Source organism: Secundilactobacillus malefermentans DSM 5705 = KCTC 3548, assembly GCF_001436395.1.
In the GTDB taxonomy this organism is placed as follows: Bacteria; Bacillota; Bacilli; order Lactobacillales; family Lactobacillaceae; genus Secundilactobacillus; species Secundilactobacillus malefermentans.
This window is the reverse complement of sequence record NZ_AZGJ01000031.1, coordinates 1-21,073: the sequence shown is the minus strand read 5'-3', so window position 1 is coordinate 21,073 and position 21,073 is coordinate 1. Positions and strand designations below refer to the sequence as shown.

Sequence of the window (21,073 nt, the reverse complement as noted above, 5' to 3'; positions counted from 1 at the left end):
CCTTGCTAAGCGCGAGAAGTCTACCCCGTTTTTACTTACAGGGATAGTTCTTTATCGAATTAAGGTGGCACCGCGGAAAATCCGTCCTTAACAAGTTAATTCTTGTTATGGACGGATTTTTTGTATCTAAAGGAGAAAATAAAATGATGATTAATCCAGGAAAACGATGGCAAAAACTAAACGAGTCAATTCCAGAAGAACACAAAAATAAAAATACGGAGTGATTAATATGATTGAAAATGCCATTAAGAAAGTATCAAAAAAAAACGATTTAACATTTGAAGAAGCCCAAACAGTTGTTGATGAAATTATGAATGGTAAAGCATCAAACGTTCAGATTGCAAGTTTACTCACCGCATTATCCGTGAAAAATGAAACGGTTGCTGAGATTGCTGGAGCTGCCAGCGCGATGCGCCAACATGCGTTGAAATTTCACACTGACGAACCCGTTTTAGAAATCGTGGGTACCGGCGGCGATCATTCAAACTCATTTAACATTTCAACCACGTCAGCGCTAGTCGTTGCTGGTGCTGGAATTCCAGTTGCTAAACATGGTAATCGGGCCGCTTCATCTAAAAGCGGTGCAGCGGATGTTCTCGAAGCTTTAGGCGTTAAAATTGATGACTCACCCGCCTTCAGTGCCGCCATGCTTGAGCAAATCGGAATTTGCTTCTTGTTTGCCCAGGAATATCATCAAGCAATGAAATACGTGGCACCCGTCCGAAAAGAGCTTGGGATTAGAACGTTATTTAACATTTTAGGACCACTTGCAAACCCTGCACACGCAACCAATCAGTTGTTGGGCGTTTACTCGGAGGAACTTGTTGAGCCATTGGCACATGTCCTAGCTGAATTGGGCGTTAAGAATGCCATGGTCGTCTATGGACGCGATGGATTGGATGAGGTTTCCATTTCTGATAGTACCGCGGTTGCCGAGCTACGGGATGGAAAAGTTACGAAGTACGAGATTACACCTGAACAATTTGGGTTCAAACGGGCACCTCATTCAGCAATCGTTGGTGGGACACCTGAAGAAAATGCCAAGATTACGAGGGACGTTCTTGCTGGTAAAGGAGAAGCAACTCGAAATATTGTGTTGATGAACGCTGGTGCCGCTATTCACGTTGTTCATCCTGACCTATCACTCGAAGATGCCGTTAAGTTAGCAACCAAAATCATTGACGATGGGACTGCCAGCGATAAGCTTGATGAATTTATTCAATTGAGTCGTCAGGCGGTGGTTGCATGATTCTCGACGATTTGGTTGCAGCCACGAAAATCCGGCTGACGCATGAAAAGCAACAGGTCTCATTTGCTGAAATTAAGAAGCAGGCCGAAGCAATGCCAATCGGCGATGGTCTCACATTTAGTGAAACGTTGGAAAAGCCTGGGATTCACATTATTGGGGAAATCAAAAAAGCCTCGCCCTCAAAGGGGTTAATCGCCGCACAATTTCCATACGAAACGATCGCGGATGCCTACAATCAGGCAGGCATCACTGCCATTTCAGTCCTAACCGAACCAGATTACTTTCAAGGGAAACTGACCTACTTAGAGGCCGTTGCCAAACGAGTCAATGTACCCGTTTTGCGAAAGGATTTCACCATCGACCCCTACATGATTTACCAAGCCAAGGTTAGTGGCGCTAAGATAATTTTGCTAATTGTGAGCATTTTGACGCAACCAGAATTACAAGAGTACTTGAATTTAGCAACTTCGTTGGGACTTTCCGCCATCGTGGAAGCTCATAGTGAAGTAGAAATTAAACGGGCGTTGGCCGTTAACGCAAAAATAATTGGCGTCAACAATCGGAATCTGAAAGATTTTTCAATGAATTTGACCAACAGTGAACGGCTAAGAAAGTTTATTCCAAAGTCAGTGGCGATGATTGCCGAAAGTGGGATTAAAAATCGTCAGGATGTGAAACGGCTTGAACTGGCTGGTATCAATGGTGTCCTCATTGGTGAGACCCTGATGCGGGCGACTGACAAGGTGCAAATGATCAAAGAACTAGAGGGTGCTTTCGATGGCAAAAATCAAAATTTGCGGGTTGAGGCGTGAGGAAGATGCTCAGTTTGTTAATGACGCAAGACCAGATTTAGCGGGGTTTGTGTTTGCACCAAGCAAGCGGCAAATAAAGCTGAAACAGGCAATCCGACTTAGACAGCTTATTTCAGATGATATTCCCACGGTTGGGGTTTTTGTGAATGCACCGTTGGTCGAAATGGTTGATGCGGTCAAATCCGGAGCCATCAGTATTGTTCAGTTGCACGGTGGCGAAGATGAAACGGTCGTGGCCGCGCTACAATCTAATGGGATTCCAGTGATTAAGGTGACTCGGGAAACCACCCAGGCCAACTACCAAATGGTTGATAGTGGAAAGGGAAGTGGCGTTCCGCTCGATTGGAATCAAATTGTTAAGCAGCCTCATAAGCCATTATTTTTGGCTGGCGGGTTAAACACCACAAATATAATAGAAGCAATCGAGAAAGTGGCCCCAGATTTTGTAGACGTCTCCAGTGGCGCCGAAACCAAGGGTATCAAGGATTTTGACAAGATTAATGAGCTAGTCAAATTGGCACACGGAATTGCTTAAGAGAAGGGAAGACTAAAAATGGATCAATTAAAGACGGAAACAACTAAAAAAGGACACTATGGTGAGTTCGGGGGACAATATATTCCCGAAACCTTAATGAATGAATTAACGAAGATTGAAAAAACGTACGATGAGTTAAAGGACGATGCTGATTTCAGAAATGAATTACATACCTTGTTGCGAGATTACGCCAATCGGCCCTCTTTGCTCTACTACGCAAAGAACATGACTGAAGACCTCGGTGGCGCTCAAATTTATTTGAAGCGAGAAGACTTGAACCACACGGGTGCTCACAAGATTAATAACGTTTTAGGACAAGCCCTTTTGGCAAAACATATGGGTAAAACCCGATTCATCGCCGAAACAGGCGCCGGACAACACGGTGTTGCGACGGCAACCGTTGCAGCCTTGATGGGGATGGAATGCGAAATATTCATGGGTAAGAAGGATACCGAACGCCAAAAACTAAACGTTTATCGAATGGAATTGTTGGGTGCCAAAGTGCATGCTGTAACAACTGGGTCGATGGTCCTCAAGGATGCCGTTAACGCTACATTGCAGGAGTGGGCTGGTCGAGTCGACGATACCTTTTACGTCATGGGTTCAGCAGTTGGTCCATACCCATTTCCAAAATTAGTTCATGATTTCCAAAGCGTCATCAGCAAGGAAACGAAGAAACAGTTGCAGGCCCAAAAACAAACCTTGCCAGATATGGTCGTTGCCTGCGTTGGTGGTGGTAGTAACGCCATCGGGAGTTTTGCGGATTTCATCGATGATCCTTCCGTCAAATTGGTTGGGGTTGAAGCCGCCGGTAAAGGCGTTGATACGGATCAAACCGCAGCCACCATCGAGCGGGGGAGCACCGGCATTTTCCACGGAATGAAGTCTTTATTCCTGCAGGACAAAGATGGTCAAATTGACCAAGTATATTCAATTTCCGCTGGGTTAGATTATCCAGGAGTTGGACCGGAACACGCTTCTTTAGCTGCCAAAGGTCGAGCACAATACGTGGGCATCACGGATGATGAAGCGGTTGATGCCTTCGAGTACATTGCACAACAGGAAGGCATCGTGGCGGCAATCGAAAGCTGTCACGCTGTTGCCTACGTGCGAAAGATTGCACCTACGATGAGTAAAGATAAAATTATTGTATGTACCTTATCAGGACGAGGCGACAAAGACGTTGCTTCCATTGCCAAATACCGAGGAGTTGAAATTGATGACTAATTTAAGTGATGTATTTACCAATCATAAAGCGCTAATTCCTTTTGTTATTGCGGATGATCCAGATTTTGACGGAACGGTGGCAAACGTGGTCGCACTCGCAAACGCCGGTGCAGACATTGTCGAATTGGGTATTCCGTTTTCGGATCCAGTCGCAGATGGTCCAGTTATTCAGGCGGGCGACCTCAGAGCGTTTAAGCAAGCAGTCACCCCAGCCAAAATATTTGATATTGTGGCAGAAATTCGGAAACAAACGCAAGTACCATTGGTATTTTTAACCTATATCAATATTCCATTTAAGTACGGATACGAAGCTTTTTGTAAAAAGTGTCAAGAACTTGGGGTCAGTGGCCTCGTTGTTCCCGACTTGCCGTACGAATCTCGTGATGAAATTGTGCCAATTGCTGAAAAATATGACGTTGATATTATTCCGTTAATTACGCCCACTTCAGCAGATCGAATCCCCAAGATTGCGAAAGCTGCGACCGGCTTCATTTATATGGTCTCTTCCCTTGGTGTCACTGGAACCCGAGAATCATTTGCTAACGATTTAAGTGAGGTCATTCAGTCAATTCGTGCAAACACGGATGTGCCAGTCGCAGTTGGATTTGGCATCCATACGCCTGATCAGGCGAGAGAGATGGCCCAGTTAGCGGATGGCGCCATTGTTGGAAGTGCAATGGTCAAACTGGTGGAAGAGTACGGCAGAGAAGCACCAGAAAAATTGGCCGACTATGCGAAGACATTAAGAAATGCAATTGATAGTCCGGTCGAAGTGCGCTAGGATTAATGTGGACGGTGGCATTTCAGCGACTTGACAAAGTTGCCAAAACGGCTTATATTTATCATTAAATTTTAATGTATGTACGAAAAGCTTTGAGGAGAAGAGTAATTTAGCTATCGCAATCAAGAGAGTCCGGTCGGTGGAAAAGGACGTGCGCGGGTTAAACGAAGATGAGCTCTAAATAGTTGTTGGCCAGTTCACGCTGGTTGACCGGTTGCAACCGATAACTTGCCAGGTACTGTTGGGTACCGGTGAGGCGCTTTCTGCAAAGAAAGTGCAAACAAGGGTGGTAACGCGAAAATTCGTCCCTAATCTGTCAAATGACGGGTTAGAGGCGATTTTTTTGTACAAATATTTAATAAAAATTCTGGAGGAATAATAATGACCCAAAAAACACTAACCAAGATTCCATTTAACTATGACGTTGTCGGAAGTTTGTTAAGATCAGAAAAGCTAAAGCAGGCACGTACCGATTTTGCGGCTGGAAAAATTGATGAGATTGCCAAACAAGAAGTTCAACATGCCGAAACAAAACGGATTGTCGAAAAGCAAATTGAGTTGGGCTTGCATGCAGTGACGGATGGCGAATATAACCGTAGCTGGTGGCACTTAGACTTCCTTTGGGGCCTAACCGGCGTGGGTCACTACGACTATCACAAGAGCTATAAGTTCAAGGGGGACAAAACCCGGACTGATAACGCCGATTTGGTCGGTAAGATTGCGTTCAATCCAGACCACCCATTTTTCGATAGCTTTAAGTATTTTAATAGCTTGACCCCTGAAGACGTTTTGGCCAAACAGACGATTCCATCACCAACGATGCTGTTCCGGGATAACCGTAGCGATAACTGGTCAAAATTTTACGATAGTTGGGATGCTTATTTGGTGGATTTAGCAAACGCCTACCGCGACACAATTTTGCATTTCTACGAACTAGGTTGTCGCTACATTCAGCTTGATGACACGACTTGGGCATTTTTAATTAGCCAGCTAAATGCGACGAAGGATCAGCCGGAAGAGCACGCAAAATTTGTTAAATTGGCAGAGGATGCAGTTAAAGTGATTAACGCCTCGATTGCTGATTTACCAGCTGATTTAACGGTGACAACCCATGTCTGTCGAGGAAACTTCAAATCCACCTACCTGTTTGCGGGCGGTTACGATGTGGTTGCTGAGTATTTGGGTCAACTTAACTATGATGGCCTATTCCTAGAATATGATAACGAACGGGCCGGTGGTTTTGCTCCGTTGACTAAAATTTGGAATGGCAACAAAGACAAGCGGATTGTGCTCGGTTTAATCACGTCGAAGTTCCCAGAATTAGAAGATAAGAATGAGGTAATTGACCGAATTCATGAAGCTGCAAAATACGTGCCATTGGAAAATCTCGCATTATCAACCCAATGCGGATTTGCCTCAACCGAAGAGGGAAATAAACTCACCGAGGAACAACAATGGGATAAGCTGACCCTAGTGAAGGAAATTGCTGAGGAAGTTTGGGAATAAAATCGGAAAATAGTATTTAATCATTAATGAATTAGCCTGAAATTAAACTTCAGGCTTTTTTCTTTTGAAAAAAGGGGTAGAATAGATTTGTTGATTGATTAGAATTATTCTAAAGTAAGAGGGGATTAGTATGGCAAAGAAACCAATGAGTTTAGCTGCACGAATTAATATCATGCGAGCGGCCGTCATGGGGGCTAACGACGGCATCCTATCCGTTGCCGGAATCGTTGTCGGTGTGGCAGGTGCAACCACGAATAGTTTTGCAATTTTTATTTCGGGATTTGCAGGAGCCATTGCCGGAACCGTTTCAATGGCGATGGGGGAGTATGTTTCAGTTAATACACAAAAAGACGCTCAGCGCCGTGCCGTGATGGAACAAAAACGCGCGGTTGACGATCACTACGATGACGAATTTAACTTTGTTAAGCAAAAGTATGTTGATTCAGGAATCAAGGCCGAGCTAGCGACTCAGGCAACTAAAGAAATGATGGAGAAAGATGCGGTGGTCACGACCGTCCGAGAACGCTACGGCTTCAACGTGAATGAGTTTACGAGCCCTTATGCGGCAGCCATTGCCTCGATGATTGCTTTTCCAACGGGATCTATTTTGCCGATGGTTGCAATCACGTTACTGCCACAGTCGATGAGAATCTGGGGAACCTTTATCGCGGTGATTATTGGACTAACAATTACTGGCTACACGGCCGCCCGTTTAGGACAGTCGGATACTAAAAAGGGTGTTTTCCGGAATATCGTTGCCGGAATATTAACCATGATTGTGACCTTTTACATCGGTCACTTACTCGGACAATAAGGGAGGTGTCGTAAATGTTTAAAAAAGAAGTCGAAAAGTGAAAAATCAGGCTTAACGATGGATGAAAAGCTCAACACGTTGAGAGCCGGTGTTCTTGGTTCAAACGATGGAATCCTAACGGTTGTGGGGGTTCTAGTCAGTGTTGCCGCGGCTACTACTGACCAATTCACCATCTTTATTGCGGGACTATCAGATTTGCTGGCTTGTGCCTTTTCAATGGCATCCGGCGAATATGCTTCGGTTAGTACCCAAAAAGATACAGAGAAGTCTGCCGTGGAACGTGAACGGCAACTTATTAAGACAGACTACGAGCATGAACTCCAAACGGTGCGGGATTATTACGTTGATCGGGGCGTCACGCCTGAGACCTCAATGGCCATCGCGAAGGACCTCATGAATAAAAAGCCATTGGAAACGGTTACGAGTGTAAAATATGATATTCAACTGGGCCACTACATGAATCCCTGGGATGCAGCATTTGCGTCACTATTTGCCGCTGGCGCAGGTGGCTTATTTCCTTTGTTAGCTATTTCACTATCACCAGTTGCTTATCAATGGCCAATTACGATTGCAGCAGTTATGGTATCTGTTGCGTTGACGGGATTTTTAAGTTCCAGATTGGGTCATGGCCTTGCAAAAACTGCGATTATTCGAAACATCATTGTTGGAATTATCACGATGATTATTCATTATTTAGTGGGCCGAATGTTCTAAAAGTCAAAATTTCATAAAAATTCATACTTTCATCATGGTTTCATAATGTTTTTCCTGTATTCTATGATATAGTAAGAAACGTGAAAATGCTGTTAAACGGGCATTCCGTTAGTAGCAGAAAGAATACGGGGAAAGTTATGAATAATCAAACAGCTCACCCGATAAACGGGATAACATTAATAGCATTAGTGATTACCTCCTCTATTGGTTCAGGCATCTTTGCGTTAAGTAGTGATTTGGCAAGTGCGGCATCTCCAGGGCCCGCAATGATTGCTTGGGTGATCGTCGGATTTGGGATTCTAATGTTAGCCTTGTCGCTGAATAATCTATTAAATAAGCGTCCAGATTTAGATGGCATTTTCTCATATGGAAAAGCCGGGTTCGGAACCTTTGTCGGGTTCATCAGTGGCTGGGGTTACTGGATGTCTGCCTGGCTGGGAAACGTGGCCTTTGCCACAGTGTTCATGAGTACACTTGGTTACTTTTTTCCAATCTTCAAGAGCGGCAATAATGTGCCGTCCATAATAGTAGCAAGTCTTGTTGTTTGGGCACTTACCTACCTAGTGAATCGGGGAATTGAAAGTGCGGCGTTGATGAATACCGTCATTACCGTCTGCAAATTGATTCCAATTTTCACGTTCATTATCGTGGCAGTTGTGCTCTTTAAGGGTCATACATTTACCGCTCAATTTTGGACGAATATGCAAGGCCAAATGACAACCGGAAATTTGGTTGGTCAAATTAAGAGCTGTCTCATGGTCATGATGTGGGTCTTCGTTGGTATTGAAGGCGCGACCATCATGTCCGCCCGCGCAAAGAGTCGCAGCATTGCAGGACGAGCTACGATATACGGGGTGCTGGGACTACTAGTCATCTACTGTCTCGCTTCAATTTTACCGTACGGGTACATGAGCAGGGATGCATTGGCAACGATGAAACAACCAGCCATGGTCTATATTTTTGAAAATATGGTTGGGGCATGGGGTGGCGCGTTCATTAGTATTGGCTTGCTCATTTCAATCCTTGGTGCATGGCTTTCGTGGACGATGTTACCAGCTGAAACACTGCAATCCATGTCTGAGCAGCATCTCTTAGCCAAATTTTTTGGGAAAAAGAACCGGTTTGGTGCACCAACAACTGCACTTGTTCTGACGGGAATTATCGTTCAACTGTTTCTGATCTCGCTAGTATTTACAAGTCAGGCTTACGTTTTTGCGTATAGTTTATGTACTGCTTCAATTGTGATTTGCTACATTTTCGTGGCGGCTTACCAAGTGAAGTTTTCATGGCAACACCGTTCGGAAAGTGGCAATCGGCTGCAGTTAGCAATCGGAATCTTTGCGCTGTTATTCCAACTGGGCGCCATTATTCTCGCCGGGATTGAATACCTGCTGATTTGTCTGATTGTTTATATTCCAGGAATCGTGCTGTACATGCTTGCCAGAAAGGATGCAGTCAACATATTGCTTACCAAACGAGAGTGGGTGGCAACCGTGCTGATTTGCGCAACAGCGGTTGTGACTATTTTCATGCTGGCAAACGGGGTTATTCATATATAAAGTTAAAGTAACGAGGCGTTCTTCTGAAAAAGAAGAACGCCTTTTTTATTGTTAATAAGTGAGCTTGACGACGAAATAGAAATAGAATATGATAATTTTAATGTTACATAAATATTACAAGTGGAGTGGGGAGATTGTAATGAAAAAGCGTTTGTTAACTTGGGGAGCGTTACTAGTGAGTCTGTCAATAGGGATGACAGTGAAGGCGGATACGACGACATCTAATACAACGTCTTTGCAAAGTGCAACACAGGTTGACAGTAGCAGTAGTTATAGTGAAACAAGTAGTAGTAACAGTTCGTCTTCAAATACTCAGCAAGCAATTTTGGCGGCAAAGAAAAATACAAATGAAGAGAGCAGCACGGTTTCTCATATAACGAAGACAACGACAAAAAGAGCGCCTTATAAATACAAGAAAAGTAAAAATGATGAGCAATTTATTACAAATGAGGATTTATCACAGACTTGGAACAAGGTAGATTCAACGGGCAACTGGTCCAGAATTCTATTTTCTGATTTTAACGGAAATGAAACTGTGTTTTATGCGAGGAACGGCATATTTAAACGTGCCACCTTTACGGATTCGGATTACTTATTTGAAGGTAAAAGAATGCCAAAAAAGTTGCCATCGAGTGTTGCTAAAACAGATAATCATTTATTTAAAGATGGGAGCCATCTTTTTTACGTTATTAATGATTTAAAGATTCTTAAATTAAGTAATTCTTATATTGATGCTGATACCGATTATGGAGCAAACATTGATACGCAAGCTGTTTTCGATAGATTAGGTCGAGAGAGACGATATTCCTTTATTTATAAGAATAAGTTTGTGTATTTATCAACGGTTGGAAAATATAATCAAAAGGGAGAAGCAACAGCGGCCACAGCTCAAATAAAATTCGGAAGTCATTCCGTACGAGTGGCCATGAGATTAATGAAAAACAAAAAAATCTGGTTAGCGATCAATGGGAAAGCCTATACGTTGAAGAATGGGCAGTCACAGAGCATCACATATCTTGGGGCAAGTACTGTGATTAAGAATGTGAATGGAATGCCAACGATAGTGGACAATTCAAATAATGGGAGCAGTACTCAAAATATAAACACTAAAGTAAAAGAAAATTCAATTAGGTCATTAAAAGTGGAACAGAAAATTTTACCTCAGTCTAATGAAGAAAAAACGATTAATTTTTCGATATTTGGAATCATGTTGGGTCTTATGCTCGGATTGGTGGGTATTCAGAAAAGAGGGAATTCAAATTGAGCAAGATTAATCGTAACTATCAGGTAGTTATTGGTAAGTTACTCGTTTTTTTAATGACGTTAATTCTGACTTTTATAGGTGGTGAAATAGGCGTAAAAGCGAATGTCAGTATGTCATCTGACAGTAGTTCGTCTGTTAATTCTGAGCCATCGAGTCAGATGAGTAACTCGAAGGACAGCAGTAAAGATAGCCCGGAGGTTACTAAGACAGAATCGAATCAGACAGAAAGAAACCTAATTACAGGAAAAGAGAAGAAAACCGCCGTTTCAAATGAAACGAAGAAGACTGTTCAAGTAGGTCAATCAACAGAAAATAAATCTGATAATATAGCAGTGACCGAAGCTCAAAAGAAAGGAACTGTGGTAGTTTCTTACCTTTACAACGAAACTAAAAATAGAGAAGAAGTATATGCTAAGAAAAAAATAACAGGAGTAGTTGGGACACCGTATAAAACAAAGGCGTTAGACCTACTTAACAACAATGGACAGTGGATTCTAGAATCAAAATCAAATAACACAGCAGGATTATTTAAAAGTGGGATTATTAATGTATCCTATTATTATCGGACAGATGTGGAATCAGACGTTGAACATAAAGATGGGTCGGACACTTGTATTGATTGGACGGCTGACAAAAGGATAGGCATTGTACAACATGACTATGTTAATGGTGCATCAATCCTGTTTGAACGGTTAAATTACAACAAAAAGCAATATGCATTAACTATTTGGAATACAAATGGAAACGTAATTAAAGATAGAACAATCAATTTTGGACACGAATATAGTTTTGTCTTTCAAAAGAGTAGCAGTTATATAATTACGGTTGATTCTAATGGTGACCTTAGCGTAATTTCGAGATTTCTCGTTGGAAAGCAGATACAGAATGCGATTCTTATAGTATCACCTAATGAACCGCTATTTTATCGATACAAAAATTACGCTCGACCAAGCAGGATCGAGTCCAAAAGCGAGAAAGCTCAGAAATCTGTAACAAATAAGAAAAAATTAATAAGGAAACAACAAAAATTGCCACAAACAGGCGATTCTAGTAATAATTACGCTTCTTACCTTTTGGTGATACTTATAATTAGCATCGCAGCGGTCTTTAAAAGGAAGAATATGCGATACTGAAAAAATTAATACCAATCTATTTAATTGGCCTTATTCCTGCAGTTATCATTATTGGTTTGGCGGGGGTTATCAGTTTATATGGGTGATACTTACTAGCATTTAATGGGATGGGTTATTTACTTTATCATTAGTTCTTTTGGCCTTTATCCCTACGTTGCTTTATATATTTTTTTAGATGTTGTTTTACGGTTTGCGATGATTATGGTTAGTGTTCTTTTTATCGTATATTATTGGGGAATCAAAGTTTTGAGAAAATAGGAGAATCTTGAAAGAAGCACTGCAGAGGAGGACAAAATTTGAAACAGCGCCATAATCACATTTCAGCCAACTTTATGAAAGGACTTGCTTTGCTGGGGCTCCTGGTTTATTGGTTGTACATTGGCTTCGGCCTATTTTACTTTCATATTCAAAAGCCACACACAGCAATCGTAATCTACGCCATGATTCCCGCCATCGTCTGCACCCTTGTTTTCCTTATTGTCAGAAGTAAATGGTTTAAGAATCATGAACAAAGTGATATTGGTGGATTTGACTATTCTAATTTAACAGGTTGGGAACGAATTTGGATGATTATCGCATTTATCCCAACGTTTTTAAGCCTGAGTGGATTTTTAGGATTTCTTGGAAATTTAATGGTGATGATTATTTTATTTAACCGAATTATCCGCAGGCATACCAATTTGGCAGTTTCGTATGAATACTTGACCATTATGATTTGGCTTAACTTAATTATGGTGGTACTTGAAGTTTAGTAAGTGGGGGAGTGTCATGAAAAAATACGTCAATAGCTATTTGGCAGGTTTAATTCCGTTCCTCATCATCGTAGGACTGGCAGGCTTTACAACGACCAAAGCCGGCGATTTTATTTGGCGGTTCACGTGGATGATGTTGTACTTCACTATCAGCTACTTCGCCATTTATCCCTACGTGGTACTTAAGGTTTTTCCGCCAGGAAAGGATGGCATGCTGGATGTGAATCAGGGCAACATGAGTACGACTGAGCCGAGCTCGACACTGGGGATGCCATCTCCCACAATCAATAATCGCGAATTTGGGATAAAGCCGCATGAACCCACGGCTAAATACGTTAAGGATAGTAAAGTTAACATGCTGGCATCTGGGTTTACAATTCGGTTGATCATTATCTTATTTAGTCCCGTATTTTTGCTCTATTATTTAATTAAACGCGTATCAAAAAAGTGATTCGGTTTAAAAACCGAATCACTCTTTATTTGGTCAAATTTATGGTAAATTGTGTCCCGCTTTAAAGTAGACGTCATACCATTCTTGCTTCGTTAAGGTGACATCTGCACCCGCAGCACTTTCTTGAATATGCTGAGGATTCATGCTGCCAAGAATCACTTGAATGCGTGCTGGGTGGCGAATAATCCAGGCAGTCGCAATGGCATTCTTGGTCACACCATATTTGTCGGCAAGCTTTTGAAGCTCGGCGTTAAGTTCTGGGAACTTAGGGTTATCGATGAAAGGACCCTCGAAGGCGCCGTATTGGTATGGTGACCAAGCTTGAATCGTCATGTTGTGTAAACGAGAATACTCAATCATGCCACCGTCGTGATCGATGCTACCTTCATCCTGTTGGTTAGTATGCATGCCAAAGTCAATGGCCCCAGTATGCATCACGCCAAATTGAAGTTGATTGATCATTAAACGCTGGCTGACGTTGGCTTGCAAGAAGTCAACTTGACCAGGGTTGAAGTTTGAAACACCAAAGTGGCGAACCTTCCCACTAGTCTGTAACTCATCAAAGGCTTCCGCAATTTGATCTGGTTCCATCAAAGGATCTGGACGATGTAAGAGGAATGAATCCAAGTAATCCGTTCCAATCCGTTTCAATTCGCCATCAACTGCATCCAGTAGATGTTGTTTTGAAAAGTCGTAGCGGGTATCAAGTATGATGCCACCCTTTGATTGAATCTTAAAGTCATTTCGACTTAAGGATGACTGTTTCAGCGCTTTACCAAAGACTTCTTCCGACTTGTTGTCACCATAGATATCGGCAGAATCGATAAAATTGATGCCGGCATCGTGGGCAGTTTCAATGACCTTTGCTGCGTCATCAACTGAAAGAGCATCCATTCGCATGATTCCTAAGGCAACTTGAGAAGCCTCGTACTGTGTGTTGCCAAGTTTGATTGATTTCATAAAAATATTACCTCCATTACTTATCTTCAATTATACGCATTTTTTAAATGAAATGGTTAACTGAGGGTTACATCCGTTATTTTTACCTGATAGCTAAAGGCTGGCGCAGTGACCGTGACTGTGTCGCCAACGTTTGCGCCCAACAAGGCGGAACCGATTGGAGAAACGAGTGAGATTTTATTTGCGTCAACATCCGCTTCGGGTTTGCCAACGATTTCAAATGTTTCGGCTTCGTTATCGTCCAAAAACTGGATGGTCACTGTTTTACCAATTTCAATTTTAGAATCGTCTCTCGGAGTGACGACCTCCGAGTACTGTAGTTGCTTGGTTAAAAATTGAATCCGCCCCTTTAGTTGTCCTAGGGCTCGTTTAGATTCGCTATACTCTGCGTTCTCGGATCGATCGCCAAGCGCTGCAGCCTCAGCCAACCGTTTGATCGCAGTGGGTTTAGTTGACTTGAGACGCTCAATTTCCTGTTCAATTTTTTGATAACCGGCCGCGGTTATGGGTGTGGTTTCGGGTTCCATTGAAAGCTCCTTCATAGAATATAATGACTTCATTTTAGCAAAAAAAATAGGTGGTGCAAGACCACCTAGTCAAATTATTTCACATTTCCTAATCGTTCAACGTCTCGAACAATCATTAATTCTTCGTTGGTTGGAACGACAAGTACGTCAACCGGGGCGTTATCCTGGTTGATTCGGGTTTCTTTGCCTCGAACGTTATTCTTTTCTGGATCAACAGTAATGCCAAAGTAAGCCAATTGGTCGGCAACTTTTTGACGCATTTCAATGCCGTTCTCTCCAGATCCCGCGGTAAAGATGAGGGCATCAATGCCGTTTAATTTGGCGACATAGCTTCCGATGTAACTAATGACGCGGTTTACAAAAATATCTAAGGCAAGTTTAGCCTTTGGATTGGTACTTTCCACCTTTTCCAAATCTCGTTGGTCGGGGGATAATTCTGAGATTCCAAGTAATCCAGACTTTTGATTTAGGATATCAATCATGTCCTGAACGTCTGTGATCTTTAATTTTTTCATTAGGTAGGCGACTAGAGAGGCGTCGATGTCACCGGAACGCGTTCCCATGGTAACCCCAGCAAGAGGGGTGAATCCCATTGAGGTATCAATTGCGTGACCGTGATCAAATGCTGTGATTGAGGATCCAGATCCCAAGTGAAGGGTAATAATTTTGAGAGACTCAAATGGCTTTCCCAAAATTTCAGCGGCACGATGCGCAACATACCGGTGGCTGGTTCCGTGGGCGCCATATTTTCTGGCACCAAATTTTTCATAGTATTCGTAGGGGATGCTGTACATGTAGTTGACCTGTGGCATGTCCGTATAGAGTGATGTATCAAACACGGCAACCTGAACAGCATCAGGGAGTAACGTTTGGAACGTCTTAATGTAGTAGGCTTGAACAGGATTATGAAGGGGCGCGTATGAAGATAGCGCCTGAATCTTCTTCAAGACGTCAGGGGTGATAACGGCGGAATCTTTAAAGTCTTCCCCTCCAGCAACGACGCGGTGCCCAACGCCCACAATTTCGTGCAAATGTTCCAGAATATGTAAAGATTTCAAACGGGTCAGCACCATTGCAGCGGCCTGACGATTGGTAATGTTGTCACGGGTCTCGTCATGCTTTTCACCGTTAGCTAATTTGAGCTTAAAAACTGAGGCGGGCAAATTGAGTCGATCAACCATTCCTTCGGCAACAACGGTCTCTTCTGGTAAATTAAATAACTTCCATTTAAGGGTAGAGCTTCCTGCATTAATTGCTAATACTTTTGACATGTTAGTGTCCTCCAAGATTTAGTAGTTCAAGCTTATTCTAATCGAATATGAAACCGTTTTCAATAAGAATTCAAAAATATTAAGTTTTCAATGAGAAGTTGTCGTTAGCCAGTTTGGCAAGTTTGTCTAATTGTATTGCTTAGGTCCTCGGTTAGGGTTATTCTAATTATATCTTAATAATTGAATGACATAAGTGGAAGAGGGCAACAAGATGCAAAATCCAAACCGAATGACGACTAAAGAACTTGTTTTAGTTGCGATGATCACGGCGGCTACCGTCGTGATTGCGCGAATCTTCATTATTCCGGTGCCGATGACCCATGGTAATATTAATTTATGTGATGCAGGTATTTTTATTGCGGCGCTTTTATTGGGCAAACGGGATGGGGCCATTGTTGGCGGCTTATCGGGATTTTTGCTGGATTTAATTTCAGGCTACTCACAATACATGCTGTTTTCGCTGATTGTTCATGGCTTGGAAGGCTGGGTTGCCGGTTACTTCGGATATCAGACGAAGCGTTCAACGCAAATTATGGGGCTAGCCATTGCCACGATTGTGATGGTTGCTGGCTACTTTGTGACTGATTCCATTTTATATAAGATTCCGGTTGGCGCACTTGGGGTTCCGATGAACCTGGTGCAAGGAATTGTTGGCGCAATCGTAGGTTACTTAATGAGTTACGGACTAAAGAATCGAATTAATATCAGGTAATTGAGGAGAAAAAGTATGCAAACAGGCCAGTTTCTGACTATTCAAGATTTATCGGCGGCAACCGCAATCTCATTGAATGTTGCGGTTCCGGTTTACGCAAGTTTAGGAATTTCAACGTCAGTATTGCCAACGGCCCTTTTGTCTACGCAAACGGAGGCATTTGGAAAGCCAGCGGCGATTGATTTGAAAGACTGGGTGGCACGGACCGTGGCCCATTGGGATCGCGCATCAATGACGTTTTCAGGGATCGCGGTTGGTTACGTCGGGACACCAGCGCTAGTGGATATGGTGGACCAATTTATCCAACAATCAGCGGTTTCGACAGTGACCATTGATCCAGTGATGGGCGATCATGGCAAACTCTATGAGGGGTTCGACCAATCGTACGTCACAAAAATGAAGACGCTGATTAAACAGGCCGACGTTTTGACGCCAAATTGGACGGAAGCACAACTGCTAGTTGGCGACGACCCGCAGCCAGAAATGTCTGAAAGTCGAGTGCGAGACGTTTTGGCGCGATTAACGGGCCAGTTGAATGACAAGTCCTTGGTGGTCATTACTGGGATTCAACGAAATAGTGTATTAGAAGTTTGGTGGAAAACGGCGGGCGAGGCCATATTGCACGTGGAAAATCCGTTACTGGATCAACACTTTTATGGTGCTGGAGATTTATTTACGGCAATCCTGAGCGGCCTAATCGAATTGAGTTGGGATGCAGATGCAGCAGTAAAAAAGACAAGCGAATTGCTGGCTGTTGCAATCGAAGAAACGATGCATTCTAATCGTGAATTACGTTTTGGAATGGCGCTGCACAATGTCATCCATGAACTAAGCAAACTAGATGATCGATTTTAATGAAAAAGAGATAAACAGAGCATTCATGAAAAGGGGATTTTAAAATGGCTGAAATGGATTTGCATCAAATTGCAACACAGACAAAGCAGGTTCTAGAAGAATTCTTTGAGCAAGTCACGTTACCCAAGAATTCGTTATTCGTTCTTGGTTGTAGCTCAAGCGAAGTTGCTGGGTTTAAAATTGGTGGCCATTCAAACCAGAAAATTGGAGATATCATCATCGAAACAATTCGCCCAATTTTAGCGGCACATCATGTAAATTTGGCGGTCCAAGGCTGTCAACATATTAACCGGGCGTTGTTGATGGAGCGGGAAGTCGCTGAACAACGCGGTTATGAAATTGTAACGGTTTATCCGTCCCTTCATGCTGGTGGCGCAGCCCAAATTGCAGCGTACCACTCATTTGAAGATCCGGTTGAGGTTGAACGAATTAACGGGGATGCAAATGCCGGCTTGGATATTGGTGACACGGAAATTGGGATGCACGTTAAATTTGTGCAAATTCCAATTCGGGTTGCTCAAAAGGATATTGGTGAGGCGAGAGCCACGATGTTAACATCCCGTCCCCGCTTAATTGGTGGCGCGCGGGCAGTATACGACGAGGCATTGATTAAATAGAAGGTGTGATAAAAGGCGGTTAGCTTCCGAGCGTACTCCGCTACGATGTCGATTGGACTATGTCGAAGTGCGACAGTCCAAGTCGTAACCTAGATTAACGAAAAATCCCGTACTTGGATTGTTTGTTGATCGTAGTTAGGCGTAGGGAGGTGCCTTTTGGAACCCGATTAAGATAAGTAGAAAATAGGAGGGACAGATACAAAACTTTAGTTTTGTATCTGTCCCTTTTTGAAGTAACTTAGGTTTATTTTTAATTTAAAATTGTTATAATGTAGCTAGAAATAAAATAGTGAAGTTGTGTCGATTGGAGGGGTTAACATGTCGCATGGATTTAAATTAGGCATGACGTTGGTAGCCGGAGTGGTTGCCCTCATTTTAGAATTTGGGATGCACGATGCGTTATTTGCTCAAATTTTGGTGACGGTCATTGGGGCATTTGTTGCGTTAACGATGCTAATCGAAATGATTCGGACATTGCGGTCTGGTAAATACGGCGTGGACATGCTTGCGATAATGGCCATTGTGGCTACTTTGGCAGTCGGTGAGTACTGGGCTGGTTTGATGGTGTTGGTCATGCTGACAGGTGGCGATACGCTTGAAGACTACGCATCGCACAAAGCGGGTCAAGAATTAAAATCATTGTTGGATAATTCGCCGCAAAAGGCTCATTTGGTCAAAAATGGACGGACGACTGATATTTTGGCCAACGAGGTCAAAGTGGATGACTACATTTTGGTGAAGCCGGGTGAACAAGTTCCGGTTGATTCGCGGGTTATCAAGGGAACCGCAACAATGGATGAGTCATCGCTGACGGGCGAGTCACGTCCCGTCGAAAAGGGCGTCGGCAGCGATATTATGTCGGGCTCCGTTAATGGTGATCAGGCAATTACCCTGCAGGCCACATCGACGGCGGCAAATAGTCAATATCAGGCCATTATCAAATTAGTGAAGCAGTCAGCATCGCAGCCGGCTCGATTTGTTAGAATGGCTGATCGCTATGCGGTTCCATTTACGATTATTGCTGTCTTAATTGCGGTCATCGCGTGGCTGATTTCAGGGGATCCAGTTCGATTGGCTGAGGTTCTGGTTGTTGCATCGCCATGTCCGTTGATTTTGGCGGCACCGATTGCGTTGGTATCGGGAATGAGTCGGACAAGTAAAAACGGCATCATCGTCAAGACTGGGACAACTATTGAAAAGCTGGCCCTTGCCAAGACAATTGCGTTTGATAAGACCGGGACGCTGACTAAGGGAAAATTGGAAGTCAGTCAAATTCAACCAAGCGCCAAATTTGATGAGCAAACACTGCTCCATTTTGCCGCAAGTGCTGAACAACAATCAGGTCACGTGCTGGCTCGGTCCCTGATTGATTACGTGTCCGCCGACATGCTCAGCGAGGCTTCAGAACTAAAAGAAGTCACAGCCCAAGGAATTGAAGCCATGATTGATGGCAAACACGTGAAGGTTGGTAAGCTAAAGTTTGTCACCGATGAACCAATTGAAAAATTAGATAAGACCGCCATTTACGTTTCAGTAGATGGTCAGTATGCGGGAGTCATCACGTTCTTGGACCAATTACGACCAGAGGCCAAAGCAACCATTTCGGAGCTTAAAGAGTTGGGCGTTGAAAAAACGGTGATGCTTACTGGTGATCAATCAGCTATCGGAAATTCAATTGCGGCTGATTTGGGGTTGGATGAGGTTCATGGTGATCTTTTACCAGAGAATAAAGTTGAAATTTTGCGGGAAGTGCCATCAGAAAATAGACCGGTCATCATGGTGGGTGACGGCGTAAACGATGCGCCATCATTGACTGCCGCTGATGTTGGTGTCGCAATGGGCGAACACGGCGCCACTGCTGCAAGTGAGTCTGCCGATGCCGTTATTTTGAAGGACGATCTACACCGATTAGCCCGCGCTGTTAAAATTAGTCAGGATACCATGCGCATTGCGCGAAATGATGTTCTAACGGGAATTGTCATCTTAGTCGTTTTAATGTTGATTGCCGCAACCGGTATTATTCCAGCCCTTCTGGGAGCTATTTTTCAGGAAGCGGTTGATACGATTACGATTTTGTTAGCACTAAGAGCAAGAAGTGATCACGACAAAAAAAGTTCTTCGGATTAATTTCCGAAGAGCTTTTTAGGTTAGAGCTGTTTAGTTAGGGTTACGACCGGTGCGCCGTCCTCTTCAAAGGGGGCTGATGCAACCTGATAACCCATTTTTTCATAAAAGCCGACCGCATCAAGTTCACCATGAATGAGTGACCGGGTTAAGCCCTGTTTGCGGGCAAATTCCTCAAGGGCATTCAGCACTTTGGCGGCTAGTCCTTGATGACGATAAGCCGGTAGAGTGGCAACGCGTCCAGGTCGAACGGTTTCAGCGTCCATTTTTTCGTAACGAGCCGTTGCAGCAGGATGGCTTGCATCCTCGTAGGCGACCACGTAAATGGTTTCGTCAGTATCCTTTGCGTCAAATTCATCTTCACGGGCAATCCCGCGCTCCGTGACAAAGACGGATTGACGAATAAAGAGTGCGGCACCCCGGTTCCACTTTTGATTACCAACGATTAGTTCCAATTTAAAATCTCCTATGCAGCTTTTTTCTTTTTAACATACCACCAAATTGCGCCAGTTACCAATCCAATTAAGATGAGGACGGCTGCAATTTTCGAGTAGGATGAGAATCCCGCAACAATCGTAGGCCACGCACTGCCAACACTGTGACCCAAGTATATGAGCACGGTATTCCAAATGAGGGTTCCGATAATTGAGAGGGTCATAAAATGGGTCAGCGGGTACTTTGTCATTCCGGCTGGAATTGAAATCATACTCCTGATGATGGGAACGAAGCGCCCCAAGAAAATGGTTTTACCACCATGTTTTAGGAAGTAATTTGACGCTTTTTCGATATCAGTCGCTTTGAGGCGCAAAATTTTGCCAAGGCGACCATTGATAATGGCCTCTAGGCGCTCAACTTTGAGTAAGCGGCCTGCACCGTATAAAACGAGGGCACCAGCAATGGAGCCCACTGTTGCAGCGATGATGGCCCCAACGATTGAAAGGCCATGCGTTAGGGTCAAAAATCCTGTAAATGTAAGAATGACCTCTGATGGAATTGGCGGGAAAATGTTTTCGAGCGCGATCAACAACGCGATGCCGATATAGCCATATTGGCTAATCAGGTCAGTAATTGTGGTCATGTTCATTTATTTGTTCTCCGAGTCTATATTTTTGTTAAGTGTATCGAAAAAGAGGATAGGAAGTCAACGAAAAGCGATTTGGCATTCAGTAGCTTAAGAAAAAACTAACAAAGTGGCTGGGACAAAAGTCCT

The 21,073-nt window shown here is 43.3% G+C and carries 22 protein-coding genes; 17 read left to right on the top strand and 5 right to left on the bottom strand.

Annotated features, from left to right (window positions below; all coding sequences use genetic code 11):
• Positions 1–229: 229 nt before the first annotated feature.
• The 13 genes from trpD to FD44_RS06710 all read left to right on the top strand — a co-directional run bounded on the left by trpD (position 230) and on the right by FD44_RS06710 (position 12,797).
• Complete coding sequence (gene trpD / locus FD44_RS06770) at positions 230–1,249, top strand: anthranilate phosphoribosyltransferase (RefSeq protein ID WP_010619307.1); 1,020 nt, start codon at positions 230–232, stop codon at positions 1,247–1,249.
• On the top strand, positions 1,246–2,061 hold the full coding sequence (gene trpC, locus FD44_RS06765) for an indole-3-glycerol phosphate synthase TrpC (protein WP_010619308.1): 816 nt from the start codon (positions 1,246–1,248) through the stop codon (positions 2,059–2,061). The genes trpD and trpC overlap by 4 nt, the downstream gene beginning before the upstream one ends.
• Positions 2,027–2,596 (top strand): phosphoribosylanthranilate isomerase, encoded by a 570-nt coding sequence (locus FD44_RS06760; protein WP_010619309.1) that lies wholly within the window; start codon positions 2,027–2,029, stop codon positions 2,594–2,596. Before trpC ends, FD44_RS06760 begins: the two co-directional genes overlap by 35 nt.
• 18 nt (positions 2,597–2,614) lie before the next feature.
• The gene (gene trpB, locus FD44_RS06755; RefSeq protein ID WP_010619310.1) at positions 2,615–3,823 is read left to right on the top strand and encodes a tryptophan synthase subunit beta; all 1,209 of its coding nucleotides are present in this window, start codon (positions 2,615–2,617) and stop codon (positions 3,821–3,823) included.
• Positions 3,816–4,604 carry a tryptophan synthase subunit alpha gene (gene trpA / locus FD44_RS06750; protein WP_010619311.1) on the top strand — a complete coding sequence of 263 codons (789 nt, stop codon included), beginning with the start codon at positions 3,816–3,818 and terminating at the stop codon, positions 4,602–4,604. Before trpB ends, trpA begins: the two co-directional genes overlap by 8 nt.
• Before the next feature lie 381 nt (positions 4,605–4,985).
• On the top strand, positions 4,986–6,110 hold the full coding sequence (locus FD44_RS06745) for a vitamin B12 independent methionine synthase (protein WP_010619312.1): 1,125 nt from the start codon (positions 4,986–4,988) through the stop codon (positions 6,108–6,110).
• A 130-nt stretch (positions 6,111–6,240) separates the two neighbouring features.
• Positions 6,241–6,924: a VIT1/CCC1 transporter family protein gene (locus tag FD44_RS06740; RefSeq protein WP_010619313.1), complete on the top strand. Its 684-nt coding sequence runs from the start codon at positions 6,241–6,243 to the stop codon at positions 6,922–6,924.
• A 57-nt stretch (positions 6,925–6,981) separates the two neighbouring features.
• A complete protein-coding gene (locus FD44_RS06735) occupies positions 6,982–7,638 on the top strand; it encodes a VIT1/CCC1 transporter family protein (RefSeq protein WP_010619314.1) in 657 nt (218 codons plus the stop codon).
• 137 nt (positions 7,639–7,775) lie between these two features.
• Entirely contained in the window at positions 7,776–9,197 is a 1,422-nt protein-coding gene (gene arcD, locus FD44_RS06730; RefSeq protein WP_029327507.1) for an arginine-ornithine antiporter, read from the top strand.
• Positions 9,198–9,336: 139 nt separating this feature from the next.
• Complete coding sequence (locus FD44_RS06725; RefSeq protein WP_010619316.1) at positions 9,337–10,461, top strand: LPXTG cell wall anchor domain-containing protein; 1,125 nt, start codon at positions 9,337–9,339, stop codon at positions 10,459–10,461.
• Complete coding sequence (locus FD44_RS06720) at positions 10,458–11,594, top strand: LPXTG cell wall anchor domain-containing protein (protein WP_010619317.1); 1,137 nt, start codon at positions 10,458–10,460, stop codon at positions 11,592–11,594. The genes FD44_RS06725 and FD44_RS06720 overlap by 4 nt, the downstream gene beginning before the upstream one ends.
• 296 nt (positions 11,595–11,890) lie before the next feature.
• Entirely contained in the window at positions 11,891–12,346 is a 456-nt protein-coding gene (locus FD44_RS06715) for a hypothetical protein (RefSeq protein ID WP_010619318.1), read from the top strand.
• 16 nt (positions 12,347–12,362) lie between these two features.
• Positions 12,363–12,797 (top strand): hypothetical protein, encoded by a 435-nt coding sequence (locus tag FD44_RS06710; protein WP_010619319.1) that lies wholly within the window; start codon positions 12,363–12,365, stop codon positions 12,795–12,797.
• 39 nt (positions 12,798–12,836) lie between these two features.
• Here FD44_RS06710 and FD44_RS06705 read toward each other — a convergent pair whose 3' ends face one another.
• The 3 genes from FD44_RS06705 to FD44_RS06695 form a co-directional block, all read right to left on the bottom strand.
• Complete coding sequence (locus FD44_RS06705; RefSeq protein ID WP_010619320.1) at positions 12,837–13,757, bottom strand: aldo/keto reductase; 921 nt, start codon at positions 13,755–13,757, stop codon at positions 12,837–12,839.
• 56 nt (positions 13,758–13,813) lie between these two features.
• Complete coding sequence (gene greA / locus FD44_RS06700) at positions 13,814–14,284, bottom strand: transcription elongation factor GreA (RefSeq protein ID WP_010619321.1); 471 nt, start codon at positions 14,282–14,284, stop codon at positions 13,814–13,816.
• Between the two features lie 74 nt (positions 14,285–14,358).
• The gene (locus FD44_RS06695) at positions 14,359–15,555 is read right to left on the bottom strand and encodes an acetate/propionate family kinase (RefSeq protein WP_010619322.1); all 1,197 of its coding nucleotides are present in this window, start codon (positions 15,553–15,555) and stop codon (positions 14,359–14,361) included.
• A gap of 211 nt (positions 15,556–15,766) precedes the next feature.
• Here FD44_RS06695 and FD44_RS06690 point away from each other — a divergent pair, with 211 nt between their 5' ends.
• The 4 genes from FD44_RS06690 to FD44_RS06675 all read left to right on the top strand — a co-directional run bounded on the left by FD44_RS06690 (position 15,767) and on the right by FD44_RS06675 (position 19,866).
• Positions 15,767–16,267, top strand: coding sequence for an ECF transporter S component (locus tag FD44_RS06690; RefSeq protein WP_010619323.1), 501 nt, complete (start codon positions 15,767–15,769; stop codon positions 16,265–16,267).
• 15 nt (positions 16,268–16,282) lie between these two features.
• A complete protein-coding gene (locus tag FD44_RS06685; RefSeq protein ID WP_010619324.1) occupies positions 16,283–17,122 on the top strand; it encodes a bifunctional hydroxymethylpyrimidine kinase/phosphomethylpyrimidine kinase in 840 nt (279 codons plus the stop codon).
• 53 nt (positions 17,123–17,175) lie between these two features.
• On the top strand, positions 17,176–17,739 hold the full coding sequence (locus FD44_RS06680) for a TIGR01440 family protein (RefSeq protein ID WP_010619325.1): 564 nt from the start codon (positions 17,176–17,178) through the stop codon (positions 17,737–17,739).
• Positions 17,740–18,057: 318 nt separating this feature from the next.
• Positions 18,058–19,866, top strand: coding sequence for a heavy metal translocating P-type ATPase (locus FD44_RS06675; RefSeq protein ID WP_010619326.1), 1,809 nt, complete (start codon positions 18,058–18,060; stop codon positions 19,864–19,866).
• Positions 19,867–19,886: 20 nt separating this feature from the next.
• On the opposite strand, the gene FD44_RS06670 is transcribed toward FD44_RS06675, so the two are convergent.
• Positions 19,887–20,318, bottom strand: a complete 432-nt coding sequence (locus tag FD44_RS06670) for a GNAT family N-acetyltransferase (protein ID WP_010619327.1) — start codon at positions 20,316–20,318, stop codon at positions 19,887–19,889.
• 11 nt (positions 20,319–20,329) lie between these two features.
• On the bottom strand, positions 20,330–20,947 hold the full coding sequence (locus FD44_RS06665) for a DedA family protein (protein ID WP_010619328.1): 618 nt from the start codon (positions 20,945–20,947) through the stop codon (positions 20,330–20,332).
• Positions 20,948–21,073 lie beyond the last annotated feature (126 nt).